Origin of the sequence: Arthrobacter sp. UYCo732 (assembly GCF_040547265.1) — a bacterium.
Taxonomy (GTDB): Bacteria; Actinomycetota; Actinomycetes; order Actinomycetales; family Micrococcaceae; genus Arthrobacter.
This window is the reverse complement of record NZ_JBEPPJ010000013.1, coordinates 38,049-52,036: the sequence shown is the minus strand read 5'-3', so window position 1 is coordinate 52,036 and position 13,988 is coordinate 38,049. Positions and strand designations below refer to the sequence as shown.

The window sequence follows — 13,988 nt, the reverse complement described above, 5'->3', positions numbered from 1 at the left end:
CCTATGCGCCTCCATCTGGCTGCAGATGTGGATTGGCAGTGAAGACGAAAGTTGAAATTTGGCGCCGCTGCACGCTAGAAGTCACGGGCGGTGTTCGATCCGTGCGGCCGGACGGCTGGCCGCCACAGCGCCCCGCCCGCGCGCCGTCGCCCTGAGCTGCCCGCTTGGCAAGCTGAGGTCCGTCTCCCATTTGGAGACGGACCTCAGCTGTGGTGCTAGGTGGTGCTTACAGGCTGCTGGCTGGCAGGCGGGGAGCTAGCGGCTGGTGCGGTCGTTGGCGGTGCCGTCGTCGTCAACTTCGATTTCTTCTTTGCGTAATTCTTCGGTGACGTTTGTGCTGTTCGGTCACTGTGTCTTTTACCAGCCGGACGCGTTCGACGGGGACGGTTTTCTTTTCCACGGCGGGGCGTGCTGCGTGCAGAATGACTTCGTATTCTTCCTCGCTGATGGCCGGGCCGTCCATGGCGTCCCCGACGTTGCCCCCGGTGATGGGTTCACACTCCAGGCGTACCTCTTCGCGTTGCACCGGGACGGTGGTGGTCACGTTTTCGGTGACGACGTATTTGCGCAGGCGTGCCCGGCCGTGGCGCGGTCCGCTGTCCCGGTTTCCGTGCCGCGTTCGGTGCGGGTGTAGTCGGTGCCAGCGGAGAGGCCGTAGTAGGTGTACAGCTGTTCTTCCTCGTCAGGGTTCAGGTGCCCGTCGGGTGCGACGTTCGGGGCGTCTTGGTATAAGGGACGACGAGGTCGCTTCCTTCCTGGGTGGCAGAACCGATGGGGGCGAAGGATTCGTTACTTCCGAACAGTCCGGTCTTGACGGTGACCCAGGTGGGTTCTGAGGTGTGGTCATCGACATAGATCTGTCCGATGGAGCCGATTTTGTGGCCCGTCGGAACCAACGACGTTTCCGCCGGCGGTGGCCAGTGCAGAGAGGTTGTCAGTGGTAATCATGGTGTTCTCGTTTCTGATGCAGCATTGGTGAAATGGTGAAACGGTAGGGATCAGGCGAGGGGGTTCTTGGTCGCGTGCGCTCCGCCGTGGCTGTTGGAGCCTGCCGCCTCCTTGGCCTTGGCCGTCAGCTGGTCTGTGGCGGACGGGGAGGATCCGGCCTCGGCCTTGAACCGCGGCGCTTCAGCTTCTGCCTTGCTCAAGTAGCCTTCCCAGCGGCGAGACATCGGCCCAAATGAGTCCGCCGCCAACGCCTACGATGATGACGCCGACAATCGCGGCGAGGACTGCGATGAGGATCGGGTTGGTCACGGTGGTGGCGATGTCGACCTGGTTCAGGGCGGCGATGATGCCGATGCCGATGCCGAGAATGAAGATGCTGGCGATGTTTCCCAGTGTGCTGCCGTAAAAGAGTCCGCCGAGGGAACCCTGGATAAGTGTCTTCACGCCTGCGGCGACCGAGGCGCTGATGATGACGATGATGATGTCACTGGCGTCCATGGACGAGCGGGCGAGGGCCTCTTGACCCCGCCGCGTGCAACGAGCCGGTCGAAGCCCACTTTTCGAGCAGCTTGTCAGGGCCTTGCGGCAAATGGCCGATGTCGTCAGGCAACTTGAAAGTAAGCATGCTTTCTATTAGTTTGGTTGTAGCTTCTTCGCCTGTCCCCCATCAGGCGGAGCGGTTGCCAGAGAGGCCCCGCATTACTGACTCGTGCTGCGGGGCTTTTCGCCGCCTCCAGACCCGCTCCCCTCAACTAATCCGGAGGCAGCCGCCGATGAGTGATGCTGCAACAATTTCGTTCGTACTGACTTACGTGGGAACGCTGGCAGTGGCTGCTCTGATGTTCATCGGTCAACTCACCGCCCTGGCTGTCCTTCTGGTTATGGCCGGGACCACCAGGCTCATCACCCTCCCCGTTCGCGCGCTGATCCGGCGTGCCGACAATTGATAGGCGCCTTATGACCTCGCAGCGACGCGGTCCTGATGAAACCGGCCTTCCGCTTTCCTGATGGCGCAGACCTAGCAGCTATCATGTTAATAAGCCTGCTTACTAGATTCCGTTGAACGTATTTATGATGTCTGTGGCGCCTGTCCTTTGAACGGACCGGCCGCCACCCCGACTTCCCGTACGGGAGTCCTAAAGGGAGAGCGTCCTACATGAGCCAGTATCAACAGCCAGAGCCCGCGGAGCCTAAGAGACCGGCCGCCACAAGACCGGGCACCGGTGCCACATTCCCAACCGCAGACACGCCTTCCCGGACCGATGGAACCAGAGCTGGGACAGCGACTTCGGGATCCGCGCCGAGAGCAACACGAACGGGGATGACGTGGGTTGCTGTGGCAACCTCATTGATCGTATTGGTGCTGCTCATCGTGCTCATCCTCCAGAACCAGGAGGCGGTGCAGGTAAAGTACTTCGGGCTGCAGGGAACCGTCGCATTGGGCGTGGCCCTTCTGATCGCAGCCGTCGCTGGCGGGCTACTCGTCGCCGCAGCCGGAGGTGCCCGGATTCTGCAGTTGCGCGCTGCCGAACGGCGCCGCAGACATACCCAAGGCCACTGATGTGGCCGCTGCGCTGAGCCGTTCAAATCCTGGCTCACACGACTGTGCGTCCGTTGAAGGCGCACGGTCCGGCGGTGGAGAATAAAAAGTCCGGTGCCTGCAGAGGGCGGAGTCAGTGCAGCGGCTGATCCCAGGCCATGCGGTCAAGCTTTTCCGGCTCGCTGACAGTGTGGCCGTCCGGGAACTCCACAGTTTCAGGGTTCGGACGTGCTTCGTCGAGGCTTGGCTTTCCATCTGTATGAGGGCCGGCTGCGCACTACCGGCGGCAGCACGCCGCGTGAACGGTCCATGGGTGGGTATGGCATCCTGAACTGGCCCCACCTGTAGGGCTTTTAGTCGCTTGAATTGGCCCCACCCTCGACCCGCCCGTAGCGTTCGCTTTGTCGTCCAAGACTTAGAGAACGGAACGGGTTTGAAAGAGAGATCGAGAGTGGAACAATTCGAGCGTATCCGCCGCGATGCGAGAGTTAAAGATATGTCTGTCCGAAAGCTGGCCCGGGTCCATGGTGTGTTGGAGGTGCCCAAGTTCGGCTGTAATACGGCGACCAGATGGCTCCTCCGTACAGGCCTTCTCAGCCCCCGCCAGGTTCGCCGTGCGGCAGATACTTAACCCTCTCCATCCCGGTGGGATGCTATTGGCCGAGCAGTGATACGGCGTGGGCAATGACGAGTGCAAGCAGCACGAAGCCGCCGAAGGCCTCCAGCCCCATCAGCGATTTTGCCCGCGCGGAAAGCGGCATCGTGTCCGTGGGGCTGAAGGCCATGGAGTTGGAGAGAGAAAAGTATACGTAGTCGATGAACGACGCCGTCCAGCCGCTCTTGACCGAAGACCTGGCGGCAACTTCCTTCACGGCGTCGTGGTCCTCATCCTGGGGGAAGCGAAAGTCTGCCCTGGGTAATTCATGGCGCGGGGTGTGCCGGCGGGCGACGGGGCCGCCCCGGTCCAGTTCCCAGTAGACCAAAGCGAAGGCGATGACGTTCGTTACCCATACCTGGAGGGCGGCGAGCAGAAGGGTGGGGCCGTTGCTGTTGTTCGAGCTTGTGAGGGCGATGACCAGCTGCACCAGGGCGGCCTCGTTCGCTACGACCAGCAGCAGCGCCTGGCCTAGAGAAAGGTACCTGGACCAGCGGGTTTCGCGGGTGAGGCGGCGGGGATTCAGGGCGATGAGCGGGATCAGGAGTCCCAGTCCGACGATGACAACCGCGTAGCGAACGCCCGGCAGAAAAGCCGTTGGCAGCGTCGCGTACAGGGCGAGCGCGACGAGCAGGCCAATGACGGCGGGCCAGCGGTGCTCCGCAGGGGCCTGCGGTTCGTCGTCGGCGTTCATAGTCAGGAGTGTAGCCACCGAACCTGTCCGTTTGACGACGGCTCACGGTATCGCCCATGTCGGGAGTGGGCCGGCTATGAACACTGATCTGAGCGTCGAGGCACCATCCGCAGGGATAACCGACCACCCTCAAGGCAAGACAGCGGTCGAGTGCAGTCACCTCGGGCCCCATCGCAGCGTCAAGACTCACTCGCATACCAAGGGAATACCAAGGACCGTCCCAGAACTCGGCTGATTGCGGGTGATCCAGGTGAAGCATCCGCTTCACGGGACAAAAAAGAAACCCCGCGGTTCCCATGCAAACGAGGGGAACTGCGGGGTTCTAGCTGGTGGCTCCGACCGGCGTCGATCCGGTGACCTTTCGATTTTCAGTCGAACGCTCTACCAACTGAGCTACAGAGCCTAGGTGACATGTCACCATGACCGTCGAAATCTCTTCCGACAACCAGAGCGACCCTGACGGGACTTGAACCCGCGACCTCCGCCGTGACAGGGCGGCGCGCTAACCAACTGCGCTACAGGGCCTTGCTTTTCTTGCTTCGCAGTATCGCTACCGCTTTTTTTCAAGGCTTCAAGCTTACCAGACATTTTCAGCCTGCCTGACCAGTTCCTTGCGTACCCCCAACGGGATTCGAACCCGTGCCGCCGCCGTGAAAGGGCGGTGTCCTAGGCCGCTAGACGATGGGGGCCAGAACCCGTTCGGAACAAAAGAAAAGGCTTCGAGCCAAGGCTGTCAGTCTTTGCCGTTTCGTGTTTCTCCGAACTGGACTCTAAAACTATAGGGCCTGGGCGGGAATAATCCAAAATCGACCCGCAAGGCCGCAAAAAAGCCGCCGAAACAGGCGAAGATGGACAGATGGATGCCGTCGCTGCACTCAACGAGATCGCCTTTTGGCTGGAGCGCGGACGCGCTGCCACATTCAAAGTCCAGGCATTCCGGAAGGCAGCCGGGGTCATCGCCGGACTGGACCCCGCCGAGCTGGAAACCCGCGCCCGGGACGGCCGGCTCAAAAGCATGAAGGGAATCGGCGACAGGACCTACCAGGTGGTCCGCCAGGCGGTGGACGGCGAGGTACCTGACTACCTTGCGGACCTGCGCGAGCGCGGGCAGGAGCCACTGGCCGACGGCGGCGCAGGGCTTCACGGATCCCTCCGCGGCGACCTCCACAGCCACAGCGATTGGTCCGACGGCGGGTCCCCCATCCCCCTGATGGCTGATGCCGCGCGCCTCCTGGGCCGCGAATACCTGGCTTTGACGGACCACTCTCCCAACCTGACCATCGCCAACGGGCTCAGCGTGGAACGCCTCGCCGAACAACTCGACGTCGTGGCAGAGCTCAACGCCGGCAACACCAACGGTTTCCGGCTCCTGGCCGGCATCGAAGTGGACATCCTGGAATCCGGTGACCTGGACCAGTCGCCGGAGATGCTGGGCCGGCTGGACATTGTGGTGGCCAGCGTCCACTCCAAACTGCGCGCGGACGGGACCACCATGACACAGCGAATGCTCGCGGGCATCCGGGATCCGCACACCAACGTGTTTGGCCACTGCACGGGCCGACTGGTGGAAGGATCGAGGGGCACCCGGCCCCCGTCCGAGTTTGATGCCAAGGAAGTGTTTGCCGCCTGCGCGGAACACAACGTGGCTGTGGAGATCAACTCACGGCCGGAGCGGCAGGACCCGCCGGACAACCTGATCCAACTGGCCCTGGACGCCGGGTGCCTGTTCTCCATCGACAGCGATGCCCACGCTCCCGGGCAACTGGACTTTCTCCAGTACGGCGCGGCCCGTGCGGCCCTGAACAACGTACCGGCCGAGCGCATCGTTACAACCTGGCTTCTGGACCGGCTTCTGGCGTGGGCCGGGAAAGCCTGACGCAGCGGGCTATTTCACGGCGTTTGTGAGCTTCTGCCGGAAATCCTGCCTGGTGGTCAGGGTCAGCTTCTCGCCGTTCAGGAAAAACGTCGGCGTGCTGGTCACGCCAAGGGCGGTGCCGTCCGAAATATCAGCGCGGATGCGGTCCTTCGTTTTGTCGTCCGCAACCGCCGCGTCGAACGCGGCGAGGTCCAGCCCAAGTTTTTCGGCGAAGCCCCGGAACAGCGCAGACTGAGATTCAGGCTTTCCATGCCACTGGTCCTGGGTTTCAAACATTTTTGCGGACATGGCGTCAAATTTTCCCTGCTGCGCGGCGGCTTCCACAGCGAGCGCGGCGGTGCCGGAGTTCGGGTGCGAGGACAGCGGGAAGTAGCGGTTGACGAAGGTGATCCTGTCGCCAAACTCCTGCCTCAGCTCCTCCACAAAAGGATGGATGGAGCGGCAGGCTTCGCATTCGAAGTCCAGAAACTCCACCAGCTGCGCCTTTTCAACCGCAGGTGTGGAGAGCCGGTGGCTGTCCGCCCGCACCAACTGTTCCGTAGGTGCCGCCGGGGCGGGCGCTGCCGCGGGTTTGTTCAATGTCAGCACCGCGTACCAGGCACCCCCGGCGGCCACGATGACTCCGAGCAGGATCCAAACGACCAGGCGGATCCGTTTAGCTGGGTCAGGGGCGGACCCTCGGGACGAAGTTGAAGCTGAGGCCATAAAACGTATCCTAACCGAGGCGTCGGTATCGACCGGCCATTCCGGGGCCACAGGATGGCAGGAAGTAGTTGATGAGACGTGACCGATTTCCGCCAGCCGCCGGCGCCGGGGCAGGGCTAGATTGGCAGCATGGCTTCATCTTCCCCCACCAACTCCGCACCATCGGCCGCGCTTCCCACACGCCCCGGTGGCATCAGCGCCCCGGGCATCGCAGCCGTACTGGTCACCGTGGTGCTCTGGGCGTCGGCGTTTGTTGGCATCCGGGCGATCGGACCAAGCTTCTCCCCCGGCTCCCTGGCGCTGGGCAGGTTGGCGGTTGCCGCCGTCGTGCTCGGCGCCCTGGTACTGCCACAACTGCGCAAAAGCAAAGTAGTGCCGCGCGGCCGTGAGTGGTGGCCCATCCTCGGATACGGCGTGATGTGGTTTGGCGGGTACAACGTGGCCCTCAATGCCGCGGAACACCTTCTGGACGCAGGCACCGCGGCCCTGCTGATCAACGTGAACCCGATCCTCGTGGCCGTCATGGCGGGCTTCATCCTCAAGGAAGGTTTCCCGAGCTGGCTCATTATCGGGAGCCTGGTGGCTTTTGGCGGGGTGGCGCTGATCGCGCTCGGCTCCACTCCGGCGGCCGGTGAACGTTCGACGGCGGATGTTGCGGGGATGCTGCTTTGCCTCCTTGCCGCCGTGCTCGCCGCTGTCAGCGTGATCATCCAGAAACCGGTGCTGCGGAAGATCCCTGCCGGCCAGGCCACGTGGTTCGGCATCGTGGTGGGCGCGGTCTGCTGCCTGCCTTTCACCGGCCAGCTGGTGTCCGAACTGCAGGCAGCCCCGATGTCCGCAACACTGGGACTGGTGTACCTCGGGGTCTTCCCCACGGCCATCGCCTTCACCACCTGGGCTTACGCGTTGTCGCTGATCGACGCCGGGAAGCTGGCGGCGACCACATATCTGGTCCCCGGCACCACCATCCTGATCTCTTGGTTACTCCTCAGCGAAGTCCCCTCCGTCTGGGGCCTGGTGGGCGGCGTGGTCTGCCTGGTGGGCGTTGGCCTGACCCGGCGCAGGTCGCGGGCCGTCATCCGTTCCTGACCGCGGCCGGTGGTGTTGGTTTCGCGCTACAGTCGTGGACATGCCCGCCAATCTGCCGCCCGGACTGCCCATCATCCCGGACGGCCCGCACGAGCCGCTTCCCTTCGAGATGTCCGCTGACGACTTCGAAGCCGCTGTCGCCGACGCACTGGGCCTGATCCCGCCGAAACTTGCGGCCGCCATGGACAACGTGGCGGTGTTCATCGAGGACGACTACGTCCCGCAGCCAGGCGAAGACCCGGACACCGTCCTGCTGGGCCTCTATGAGGGCGTCCCGCTGACCGAGCGCGATTCCTGGTGGGGCGCCGGCTCGCTGCCGGACCGGATCACCATCTTCCGCCAGCCCATCCTGGACATCTGTGCGTCCCGCGACGAGGTGATCCAGGAGGTGGCCGTGACGGTGGTGCACGAAGTCGCCCACCACTTCGGCATCGATGACCACCGGCTGCACGAACTCGGCTGGGACTAGCCTTGTAGGCATGGGACACGACCACAGCCACACACACGGCATCACGGCAACAGGCCGGCACCGCAAGCGCCTCATCGCCGTTCTGGCCATCACGCTGACGGTGGTCCTGGTCCAGGTAGTGGGCGCGGCGCTGTCCGGCTCCCTGGCCCTGCTGGCGGACGCCGGCCATATGCTGTCCGATGCGGCCGGCGTAACCATCGCGCTGCTGGCCGCCTGGATCGCGGGGCGGCCGGCGAGTGACCAGCGGACCTACGGCTACCAGCGGGCGGAAGTCCTGGCCGCGCTGGCCAACGCGCTGATCCTGATTGTCATCTCCGTGGTCATCTTCACGGAGGCTATCCGGCGCATCGGTTCCACGCCCGAAGTCCAGACCGACATCATGCTCTTCGCCGCCATCCTGGGCGCGGTGGCCAACCTGGTGTCGCTGCTGATCCTGCACGGGGCACACCAGGACAGCCTGAATGTCCGCGGCGCCTACCTTGAAGTGCTCGGCGACCTGCTGGGTTCCTTCGCCGTGATCATTGCCGCCGTGGTCATCATGTTCACCGGCTACCAGGCCGCGGATACCATCGCGTCGGTCCTCATTGCCCTGATGATCCTGCCGCGGGCCTGGAACCTGCTGCGCGATGTGGTGGACGTGCTCCTGGAGGCAACCCCCAAGGGTGTGGAGGTTCAGATGATCCGCCAACACATCCTCAGCGTGGACGGGGTGGTGGACGTCCATGACATCCACATCTGGACCATCACTTCCGGCGTGCCGGTGTTTTCCGCACATGTGGTGGTGGAGGACGGCGTCCTGAACGCCCGGGGCGCTGACCAGGTCCTCGACAAGCTCACCGCCTGCCTCGGCTCCCACTTCGACACCGAGCACTGCACTTTCCAGCTGGAGCCTGCCAGCCATTCCGAGCACGAGTCGCACCAGCACGCCTGACGCCCGGGCGGTGAGGCTGACGTCCTCCGGAGCACCCGTTCCGACACACCGAGCCGGGTGTGACGCAATTAGACTCTTGTTGTTTATGTTATCCATGTGACCAGTGTTGCCAAAGTGCAGGACGTCACGTAGCCTCGGACTGCTGGGCGATCAGCAGAGGGGCCCTTTGTGCCGCCATCAGACCTCGCTCCCCAGCCTGACTGTCCTGCGAGGTTCTGCGAATGGGTTTGTCCGGATCCGGCCTGAAGGCCGCCGTGCTGTGTACCGCCGTCGTCCTTTCCGGAAGCCTCGCCCTCCCTGCGCAGGCATCGCCCATTCTCCTGGCTCCGACCATTCAGCGTCCGGCTTCGCCGGAGATTCCGTCCGCGGAGGACATCGCGGCCGCGAAGTCCACTGAACGGGCGACGGCGGACCAGGTCACCGCAATCGAACGCCTCCTGGCGGACGCGGCCAGCGCCCAGCAGGCCACCTTTGCCCTGACGCTGCAGGGAAACAACAACTACAGCGAAGCCCTGGTGGAGCTTCAGGACCGCCGGAGCTCAGCGGACGTGGCCAGCGCCCGCGCAGAACTGGCAGTGCAGGCACAAGAGAAGACCCGAAAGCAGGTGGGCCAGCTTGCCGGCGACCTGTACAGGAACGGCGGCCTGAACCCGACTCTGACCACGTTCGTCAGCGGTAACGGGGAGGCACTGCAGCAGGCCGCAACACTGCAGGCCATTTCGGCCAGCCGCAGCCGGGCCTTTGAATCCGCGGAGACGGCGGCCGCCGCGGCGCGGTCGCTGACGGCCGCGGCGCAGGACGCCAACACGGCCGCCGACGACGCAGCCAAGACAGCCGAAGCCAGCAAGGCACAGGCCGAAGCGGCCAACGCAGCACAGGTCCGGGCCGTGGCCGAAGCGAAGGCACAACGGACCATTCTGGTGGACCAGCTGGCGCAGTTGAGGAACACCACTGTTGCGCTGGAATCGGCGCGGGTGGATGAACTCGACCGGCAACGCGAAGAGGCCAGGCTTGTGGCCATCTCTGCGGCCGCCGACCGGCCTGCGTCCGGTCAGGCTGCCTCGGCCCCCGCTGCACCGGCCGGGCCTGCACCGCAGGCGGCCGCCCCGGCACCGGCACCGGCACCTGTTCCGGCTCCGGCTCCGGTTCCGGTTCCGGCGCCTGTTCCGGCTCCAGTTCCGGCTCCCGCGCCCGCGCAGGCTGGTCCCGCACCGGCTCCCGGGCCTGCCCCAGCGCCAGCACCGGCCCCTACACCCACACCCCCGCCCGCGCCGGCACCGGGCGGTTCCAATGAGATAGCCATTTCGGTGGCACTGTCCAAAGTGGGAGCGCCGTATTTCTACCAATACGGCGGCACCGGTCCCAACGGTTTCGACTGCTCCGGGCTGGTCCAGACTGCCTTCGCCGCGGCCGGCAAATACCTGCCCCGCACCGCAGCCCAGCAGTACGCGGCAGCTCCCACGCATGTGCCCATCTCACAGGCCCGCCCCGGCGACCTGCTGGTGTGGGGTTCGGCCCCGGGTTTTTATCACGTAGCCATTTACCTCGGCAATGGCCAGGTGGTGCAGGCGTTGAACCCGGATGAAGGAATCGGGGTCACCCAGTTGAGCAGGATGTCCGGGATGCAGCTACACCCCTACGCTGCCCGCTACTGACCCGGCCCGCGACCCAGCAAGTACCCCAGCCGCGGGACAGCACTCCAGCTCAAGTGCGGCCCGCGTCGAAACAGGGCTCCCAGCTCAGACCTGACCTCCTCAGGACAGGATGTCCTTTGTGACAAACCGGCCATACGCCAGCGCCCCGAAGACGGCCACGTACCCGCCCTGCAGCAGGGCGTTGCTGGTGAAGGAATCCCACAGCACCGGCTGGCGAAGGACGTCCGCGAACCCGAACCAGTAATGCGTAAACAACCAAGGGTGCAGCCACTCCAGCTGAGGCAGTTGGTCCGCGATCTGCGACGCCACGGAGACCACCACCGTGGCAGCCATCGCCCCGACCGGCACCACGGTCAGCGTTGACAGGAACAAGCCAATTGCCGACAACCCGGCAAGGGACACCGCCAGATAAGCCGCAATCAGGACAAGCCGCCACGCCGCCTCGGCCGGCTGCACCACATCGCCGGACAGGAGCGTCACTGGCCCGATCGGGAACAGGGACGCTCCGATCGCTGCTCCGGCAAGGGCCACCGTCACGGGCGCGGCCAGGCAAAAGGCCAGCGCCCCGGCATACTTCACCAACAGCAGCCGGACTCGCCCGGCGGGTGCCACCAGCAAATACTTCAGGGTGCCCAGGCTTGCCTCACCGGCAATGGTGTCCCCTGCCACCACACCGATGGTGAGCGGCAGGAACAGCGGCACGGCCACCAGCATCGCCGTGACGGCCACGAACAACCCGTTCTGGGTAATCCGGTCCAGAAATGCCGGCCCGCGGCCGGGAGGAACAGCCGAGGACAGCCGGACCGCGACGGCGATCAGCACCGGTATCGCGGCCAGGGCCACCAGCATTGCCACGGTCCGGCGACGCCGGAAAAGAGTCTTCAGTTCGGACGCCAGGAGCGACATGCTGGACGCGGCCGCCGGGATATCGCGGTCACGGGGGATGGCGACGGCCGGTGAGCGGCTTCCGGCCCGCGAAGCATCCGCGGGCGAAGCTCGATTGGGCGAGGCATCACTGGGCAACGTCGAACCCCTCCCCCGTCAAGGCAACGAATCGTTCCTCGAGGCTTTCCTGCTCCACGGAAAAGCCTCGGACCCGCACCCCTGCCGCCACGAGCGCCGACACGATGTCTTCCGCAGGTGGCATGGAGGCAGGTGTCATGGCGGGCGGGGGGTTGCCCGGTTGAGCCCCAGCCACCGCACCTTCCCGGCTGACCGCACCACCCGGCACAGCGGCGCCTGCCGTCACCACTTCCCCGTCCACGCCGGGACTTCCCGCATCGGCGTTCCCCCTCCCCGGAGTCATGCCCAACCGAAGCAGTACCTCACAGGCGGTGCCGGCGTCGGGCGTTAACAGGCGCACCCGCACGCCGCCGTCCTGCCGGAGCTCTGCCAGCGGCCCCTGCGCCACCAGCCGGCCCGCGCTCATAATCGCCGCGTGCGTGCAGATCTGCTCCACCTCGGCGAGCAGGTGGCTGGAGACGAAGACGGTGGTACCGTCCGCGGCCAGCGAGCGGACCAGGCTGCGCACCTCGCGCGTACCCTGCGGATCGAGGCCGTTGGTGGGCTCATCCAGCACCAGCAGGTCCCGTGGGGAGACCAACGCGTTGGCGATGCCAAGCCGCTGCTTCATGCCAAGCGAGTAGGCGTGCACGCGCTTGCCGGCAGCGTGCGAGAGCCCCACCCGCTCCAGCGCCGCAGCCACCCGCGCCTTCCGGGTACCGGGCGTTCCGTGCCGGCTGGCGGCGTCCAGCCGGTGCAGGTTGGCGGTGCCGGACAGGAAGGGATAAAACGCCGGACCCTCCACCAACGCGCCAACCCGCGGAAGCACCTCATGCAGCCGCTGCGGCATCGGCAAACCCAGGACGCTGACGGTTCCGGCCGACGCCGCGGCCAGGCCCAGCAGCATCCGGATGGTGGTGGTCTTGCCGGATCCGTTGGGCCCCAAAAAGCCAAATACGGCGCCGTGCGGGACGGCGAGGTCCACGTTGTCCACGGCCAACTGGTGGCCGAACCGCTTGGTGAGACCCTGGGTTTCGATGGTCAGTCCGGCAGCCGCGCTGCCGGCCGCGGTCACGCTGCGCCGGCGGCGGCCTGCAGCCGGTCCGCCGGAACCATCCCCACAAAGATCCTGCCGTCGTCGGTCAGCAGGATGTTGACCAACGCAGTGGACAGGAGTCGTCCACCGGGAACGACGACGGCAGCCTGGGACAGGAGCGGAACGTTCAGCAACGCTTCGGCCGACTGAGCCCCCTGCCCGTCAGGTGACGCCGGGAACCCCACCACGGTTTCCCAGCCCTTGCCCGTCACTGTCGGCTTGGGCTGGTCACCGTGCTGCTGCTTGGGCCCATCGCCGGGGTTGTGGTCCGGAGTGATCATGCCGGGCTCCCCCGGCAGGGCGGGCATCATGGGCGCGGACGGCACTGGAGGCACAGGCAGCTCTTTGACCGTGGCACCCGGCGGAGCAACGAAGTTGAAGGCGGCATCATCAGGCGTTTCAAGGGACAGGCTTGTGAAGCCGGCCTCAAAAGCGGGTTGCGCCTGGCCCCGCGCCGCCACTGTCACCCGAAGCGGCAGGCCGGTCTGCCCGTCGACGGCGATAACCACTTTCTCCAGCAAGGTCCTTTCTGTGCGCGGCGCCAGCACCAGACTGTAGGCCGACCGCCCGGCCACCCGGACCTCGGGCCCGACGGTTACTGCGGTGGAACTGTCAGCCATGGCGAGGAACTTCGTAGCGAGGTCCGCAGGGGTGGGGAAAGTGTGTGCGGGCATGTCCGGCATCTGCATGTCGCGGCCGGGCAGGTCGGGGGCAGACAGGTCTTTGGCAGGCACGCCCGGGTCCGGCAGGACGGCGGGATCCGAGGGGGCGGGCAGCAGCGGGCGGGGATTGTGCGGGCCGGAAGCCTCAGGAACCTGCAGGGGCAGGTCGCTGGCGAAGGCCGGCAGGGTCAGGTGGGCAGCCGAGTTGTCCTTGGAGTTGTAGAACCAGACGTCGTGGTCGCGCCGGATGACATCGCGTTCAGCCAGCCGGTCCATGACCTGGACTCTCATTTTGGCCGGGCCGTCCACAAAAATCCGCGCGGTGTGCTCGCCGGTCAGGAGCTCCGCGATCGACGCCGGCCCGCCTGCCGAGGCGGGCCCCGAGGTGGGGCCGGCGGCGGGCAGTTCCGGCAGTCCAAGGTCAGAGACCTGCTCAATGGTGCCGGAGAACGTGCTGGTGCTGTGCTGGCCCAGGAGAGTGAGGACCTCGGCCGGAGACTTCTCCGGCAACGGATCACCTGCCCGCGCCGGGATGGATCCCACCAGCACACCAGCGGCGATCACGGCCGGTACAGTAGCGGCGGGCACCCAGCGCTTCCATGCGCGGTTCATGCCAGCCCCCGTTCATCGTTGGAGCCCATACTTCAGGTTACGCCTGCGGACGGC

General features: G+C 65.4%; 16 protein-coding genes and 3 tRNA genes. 7 read left to right on the top strand and 12 right to left on the bottom strand.

The features are described 5' to 3' along the window. Nucleotides 1-292: 292 nt before the first annotated feature. The 4 genes from ABIB45_RS15615 to ABIB45_RS15600 all read right to left on the bottom strand — a co-directional run bounded on the left by ABIB45_RS15615 (nucleotide 293) and on the right by ABIB45_RS15600 (nucleotide 1,446). On the bottom strand, nucleotides 293-544 hold the full coding sequence (locus ABIB45_RS15615) for a DUF2382 domain-containing protein (protein WP_354216750.1): 252 nt from the start codon (nucleotides 542-544) through the stop codon (nucleotides 293-295). A gap of 145 nt (nucleotides 545-689) precedes the next feature. Beyond that, nucleotides 690-896 (bottom strand): hypothetical protein, encoded by a 207-nt coding sequence (locus ABIB45_RS15610; RefSeq protein ID WP_354216749.1) that lies wholly within the window; start codon nucleotides 894-896, stop codon nucleotides 690-692. A gap of 102 nt (nucleotides 897-998) precedes the next feature. Further along, on the bottom strand, nucleotides 999-1,148 hold the full coding sequence (locus ABIB45_RS15605; protein WP_354216748.1) for a hypothetical protein: 150 nt from the start codon (nucleotides 1,146-1,148) through the stop codon (nucleotides 999-1,001). Beyond that, the gene (locus ABIB45_RS15600) at nucleotides 1,129-1,446 is read right to left on the bottom strand and encodes a hypothetical protein (RefSeq protein WP_354216747.1); all 318 of its coding nucleotides are present in this window, start codon (nucleotides 1,444-1,446) and stop codon (nucleotides 1,129-1,131) included. The genes ABIB45_RS15605 and ABIB45_RS15600 overlap by 20 nt, the downstream gene beginning before the upstream one ends. 275 nt (nucleotides 1,447-1,721) lie before the next feature. On the opposite strand from ABIB45_RS15600, the gene ABIB45_RS15595 reads away from it, so the two are divergent. Next, complete coding sequence (locus ABIB45_RS15595; RefSeq protein WP_354216746.1) at nucleotides 1,722-1,895, top strand: hypothetical protein; 174 nt, start codon at nucleotides 1,722-1,724, stop codon at nucleotides 1,893-1,895. A 374-nt stretch (nucleotides 1,896-2,269) separates the two neighbouring features. Beyond that, complete coding sequence (locus ABIB45_RS15590) at nucleotides 2,270-2,509, top strand: LapA family protein (protein WP_354216745.1); 240 nt, start codon at nucleotides 2,270-2,272, stop codon at nucleotides 2,507-2,509. 632 nt (nucleotides 2,510-3,141) lie between these two features. Here the strand turns inward: ABIB45_RS15590 and ABIB45_RS15585 are convergent. The 4 genes from ABIB45_RS15585 to ABIB45_RS15570 all read right to left on the bottom strand — a co-directional run bounded on the left by ABIB45_RS15585 (nucleotide 3,142) and on the right by ABIB45_RS15570 (nucleotide 4,526). Beyond that, a complete protein-coding gene (locus tag ABIB45_RS15585; protein WP_354216744.1) occupies nucleotides 3,142-3,855 on the bottom strand; it encodes a hypothetical protein in 714 nt (237 codons plus the stop codon). A 309-nt stretch (nucleotides 3,856-4,164) separates the two neighbouring features. After that, a tRNA-Phe gene (locus ABIB45_RS15580) sits at nucleotides 4,165-4,240 on the bottom strand. A gap of 48 nt (nucleotides 4,241-4,288) precedes the next feature. After that, nucleotides 4,289-4,362, bottom strand: a tRNA-Asp gene (locus ABIB45_RS15575). A gap of 91 nt (nucleotides 4,363-4,453) precedes the next feature. Continuing rightward, nucleotides 4,454-4,526: transfer RNA gene (locus tag ABIB45_RS15570), tRNA-Glu, on the bottom strand. A 167-nt stretch (nucleotides 4,527-4,693) separates the two neighbouring features. Between ABIB45_RS15570 and ABIB45_RS15565 the strand changes: the two genes are divergently transcribed. Further along, on the top strand, nucleotides 4,694-5,713 hold the full coding sequence (locus ABIB45_RS15565; RefSeq protein ID WP_354216743.1) for a PHP domain-containing protein: 1,020 nt from the start codon (nucleotides 4,694-4,696) through the stop codon (nucleotides 5,711-5,713). A 9-nt stretch (nucleotides 5,714-5,722) separates the two neighbouring features. On the opposite strand, the gene ABIB45_RS15560 is transcribed toward ABIB45_RS15565, so the two are convergent. Continuing rightward, the gene (locus tag ABIB45_RS15560; RefSeq protein WP_354216742.1) at nucleotides 5,723-6,418 is read right to left on the bottom strand and encodes a DsbA family protein; all 696 of its coding nucleotides are present in this window, start codon (nucleotides 6,416-6,418) and stop codon (nucleotides 5,723-5,725) included. Between the two features lie 129 nt (nucleotides 6,419-6,547). Between ABIB45_RS15560 and ABIB45_RS15555 the strand changes: the two genes are divergently transcribed. From ABIB45_RS15555 to ABIB45_RS15540, 4 genes are all read left to right on the top strand, one after another. Then, the gene (locus ABIB45_RS15555) at nucleotides 6,548-7,507 is read left to right on the top strand and encodes a DMT family transporter (RefSeq protein ID WP_354216741.1); all 960 of its coding nucleotides are present in this window, start codon (nucleotides 6,548-6,550) and stop codon (nucleotides 7,505-7,507) included. Between the two features lie 40 nt (nucleotides 7,508-7,547). Continuing rightward, entirely contained in the window at nucleotides 7,548-7,976 is a 429-nt protein-coding gene (locus ABIB45_RS15550; protein WP_354216740.1) for a metallopeptidase family protein, read from the top strand. Nucleotides 7,977-7,986: 10 nt separating this feature from the next. Beyond that, nucleotides 7,987-8,907 carry a cation diffusion facilitator family transporter gene (locus tag ABIB45_RS15545; protein ID WP_354216739.1) on the top strand — a complete coding sequence of 307 codons (921 nt, stop codon included), beginning with the start codon at nucleotides 7,987-7,989 and terminating at the stop codon, nucleotides 8,905-8,907. 221 nt (nucleotides 8,908-9,128) lie between these two features. Continuing rightward, nucleotides 9,129-10,562 (top strand): C40 family peptidase, encoded by a 1,434-nt coding sequence (locus tag ABIB45_RS15540; protein ID WP_354216738.1) that lies wholly within the window; start codon nucleotides 9,129-9,131, stop codon nucleotides 10,560-10,562. 99 nt (nucleotides 10,563-10,661) lie between these two features. Here the strand turns inward: ABIB45_RS15540 and ABIB45_RS15535 are convergent, their stop codons facing one another. The 3 genes from ABIB45_RS15535 to ABIB45_RS15525 all read right to left on the bottom strand — a co-directional run bounded on the left by ABIB45_RS15535 (nucleotide 10,662) and on the right by ABIB45_RS15525 (nucleotide 13,934). Then, the gene (locus ABIB45_RS15535) at nucleotides 10,662-11,468 is read right to left on the bottom strand and encodes an ABC transporter permease (protein WP_354216804.1); all 807 of its coding nucleotides are present in this window, start codon (nucleotides 11,466-11,468) and stop codon (nucleotides 10,662-10,664) included. A 106-nt stretch (nucleotides 11,469-11,574) separates the two neighbouring features. Beyond that, a complete protein-coding gene (locus tag ABIB45_RS15530) occupies nucleotides 11,575-12,639 on the bottom strand; it encodes an ABC transporter ATP-binding protein (RefSeq protein WP_354216737.1) in 1,065 nt (354 codons plus the stop codon). Further along, a complete protein-coding gene (locus ABIB45_RS15525; RefSeq protein WP_354216736.1) occupies nucleotides 12,636-13,934 on the bottom strand; it encodes a hypothetical protein in 1,299 nt (432 codons plus the stop codon). Before ABIB45_RS15525 ends, ABIB45_RS15530 begins: the two co-directional genes overlap by 4 nt. Nucleotides 13,935-13,988 lie beyond the last annotated feature (54 nt).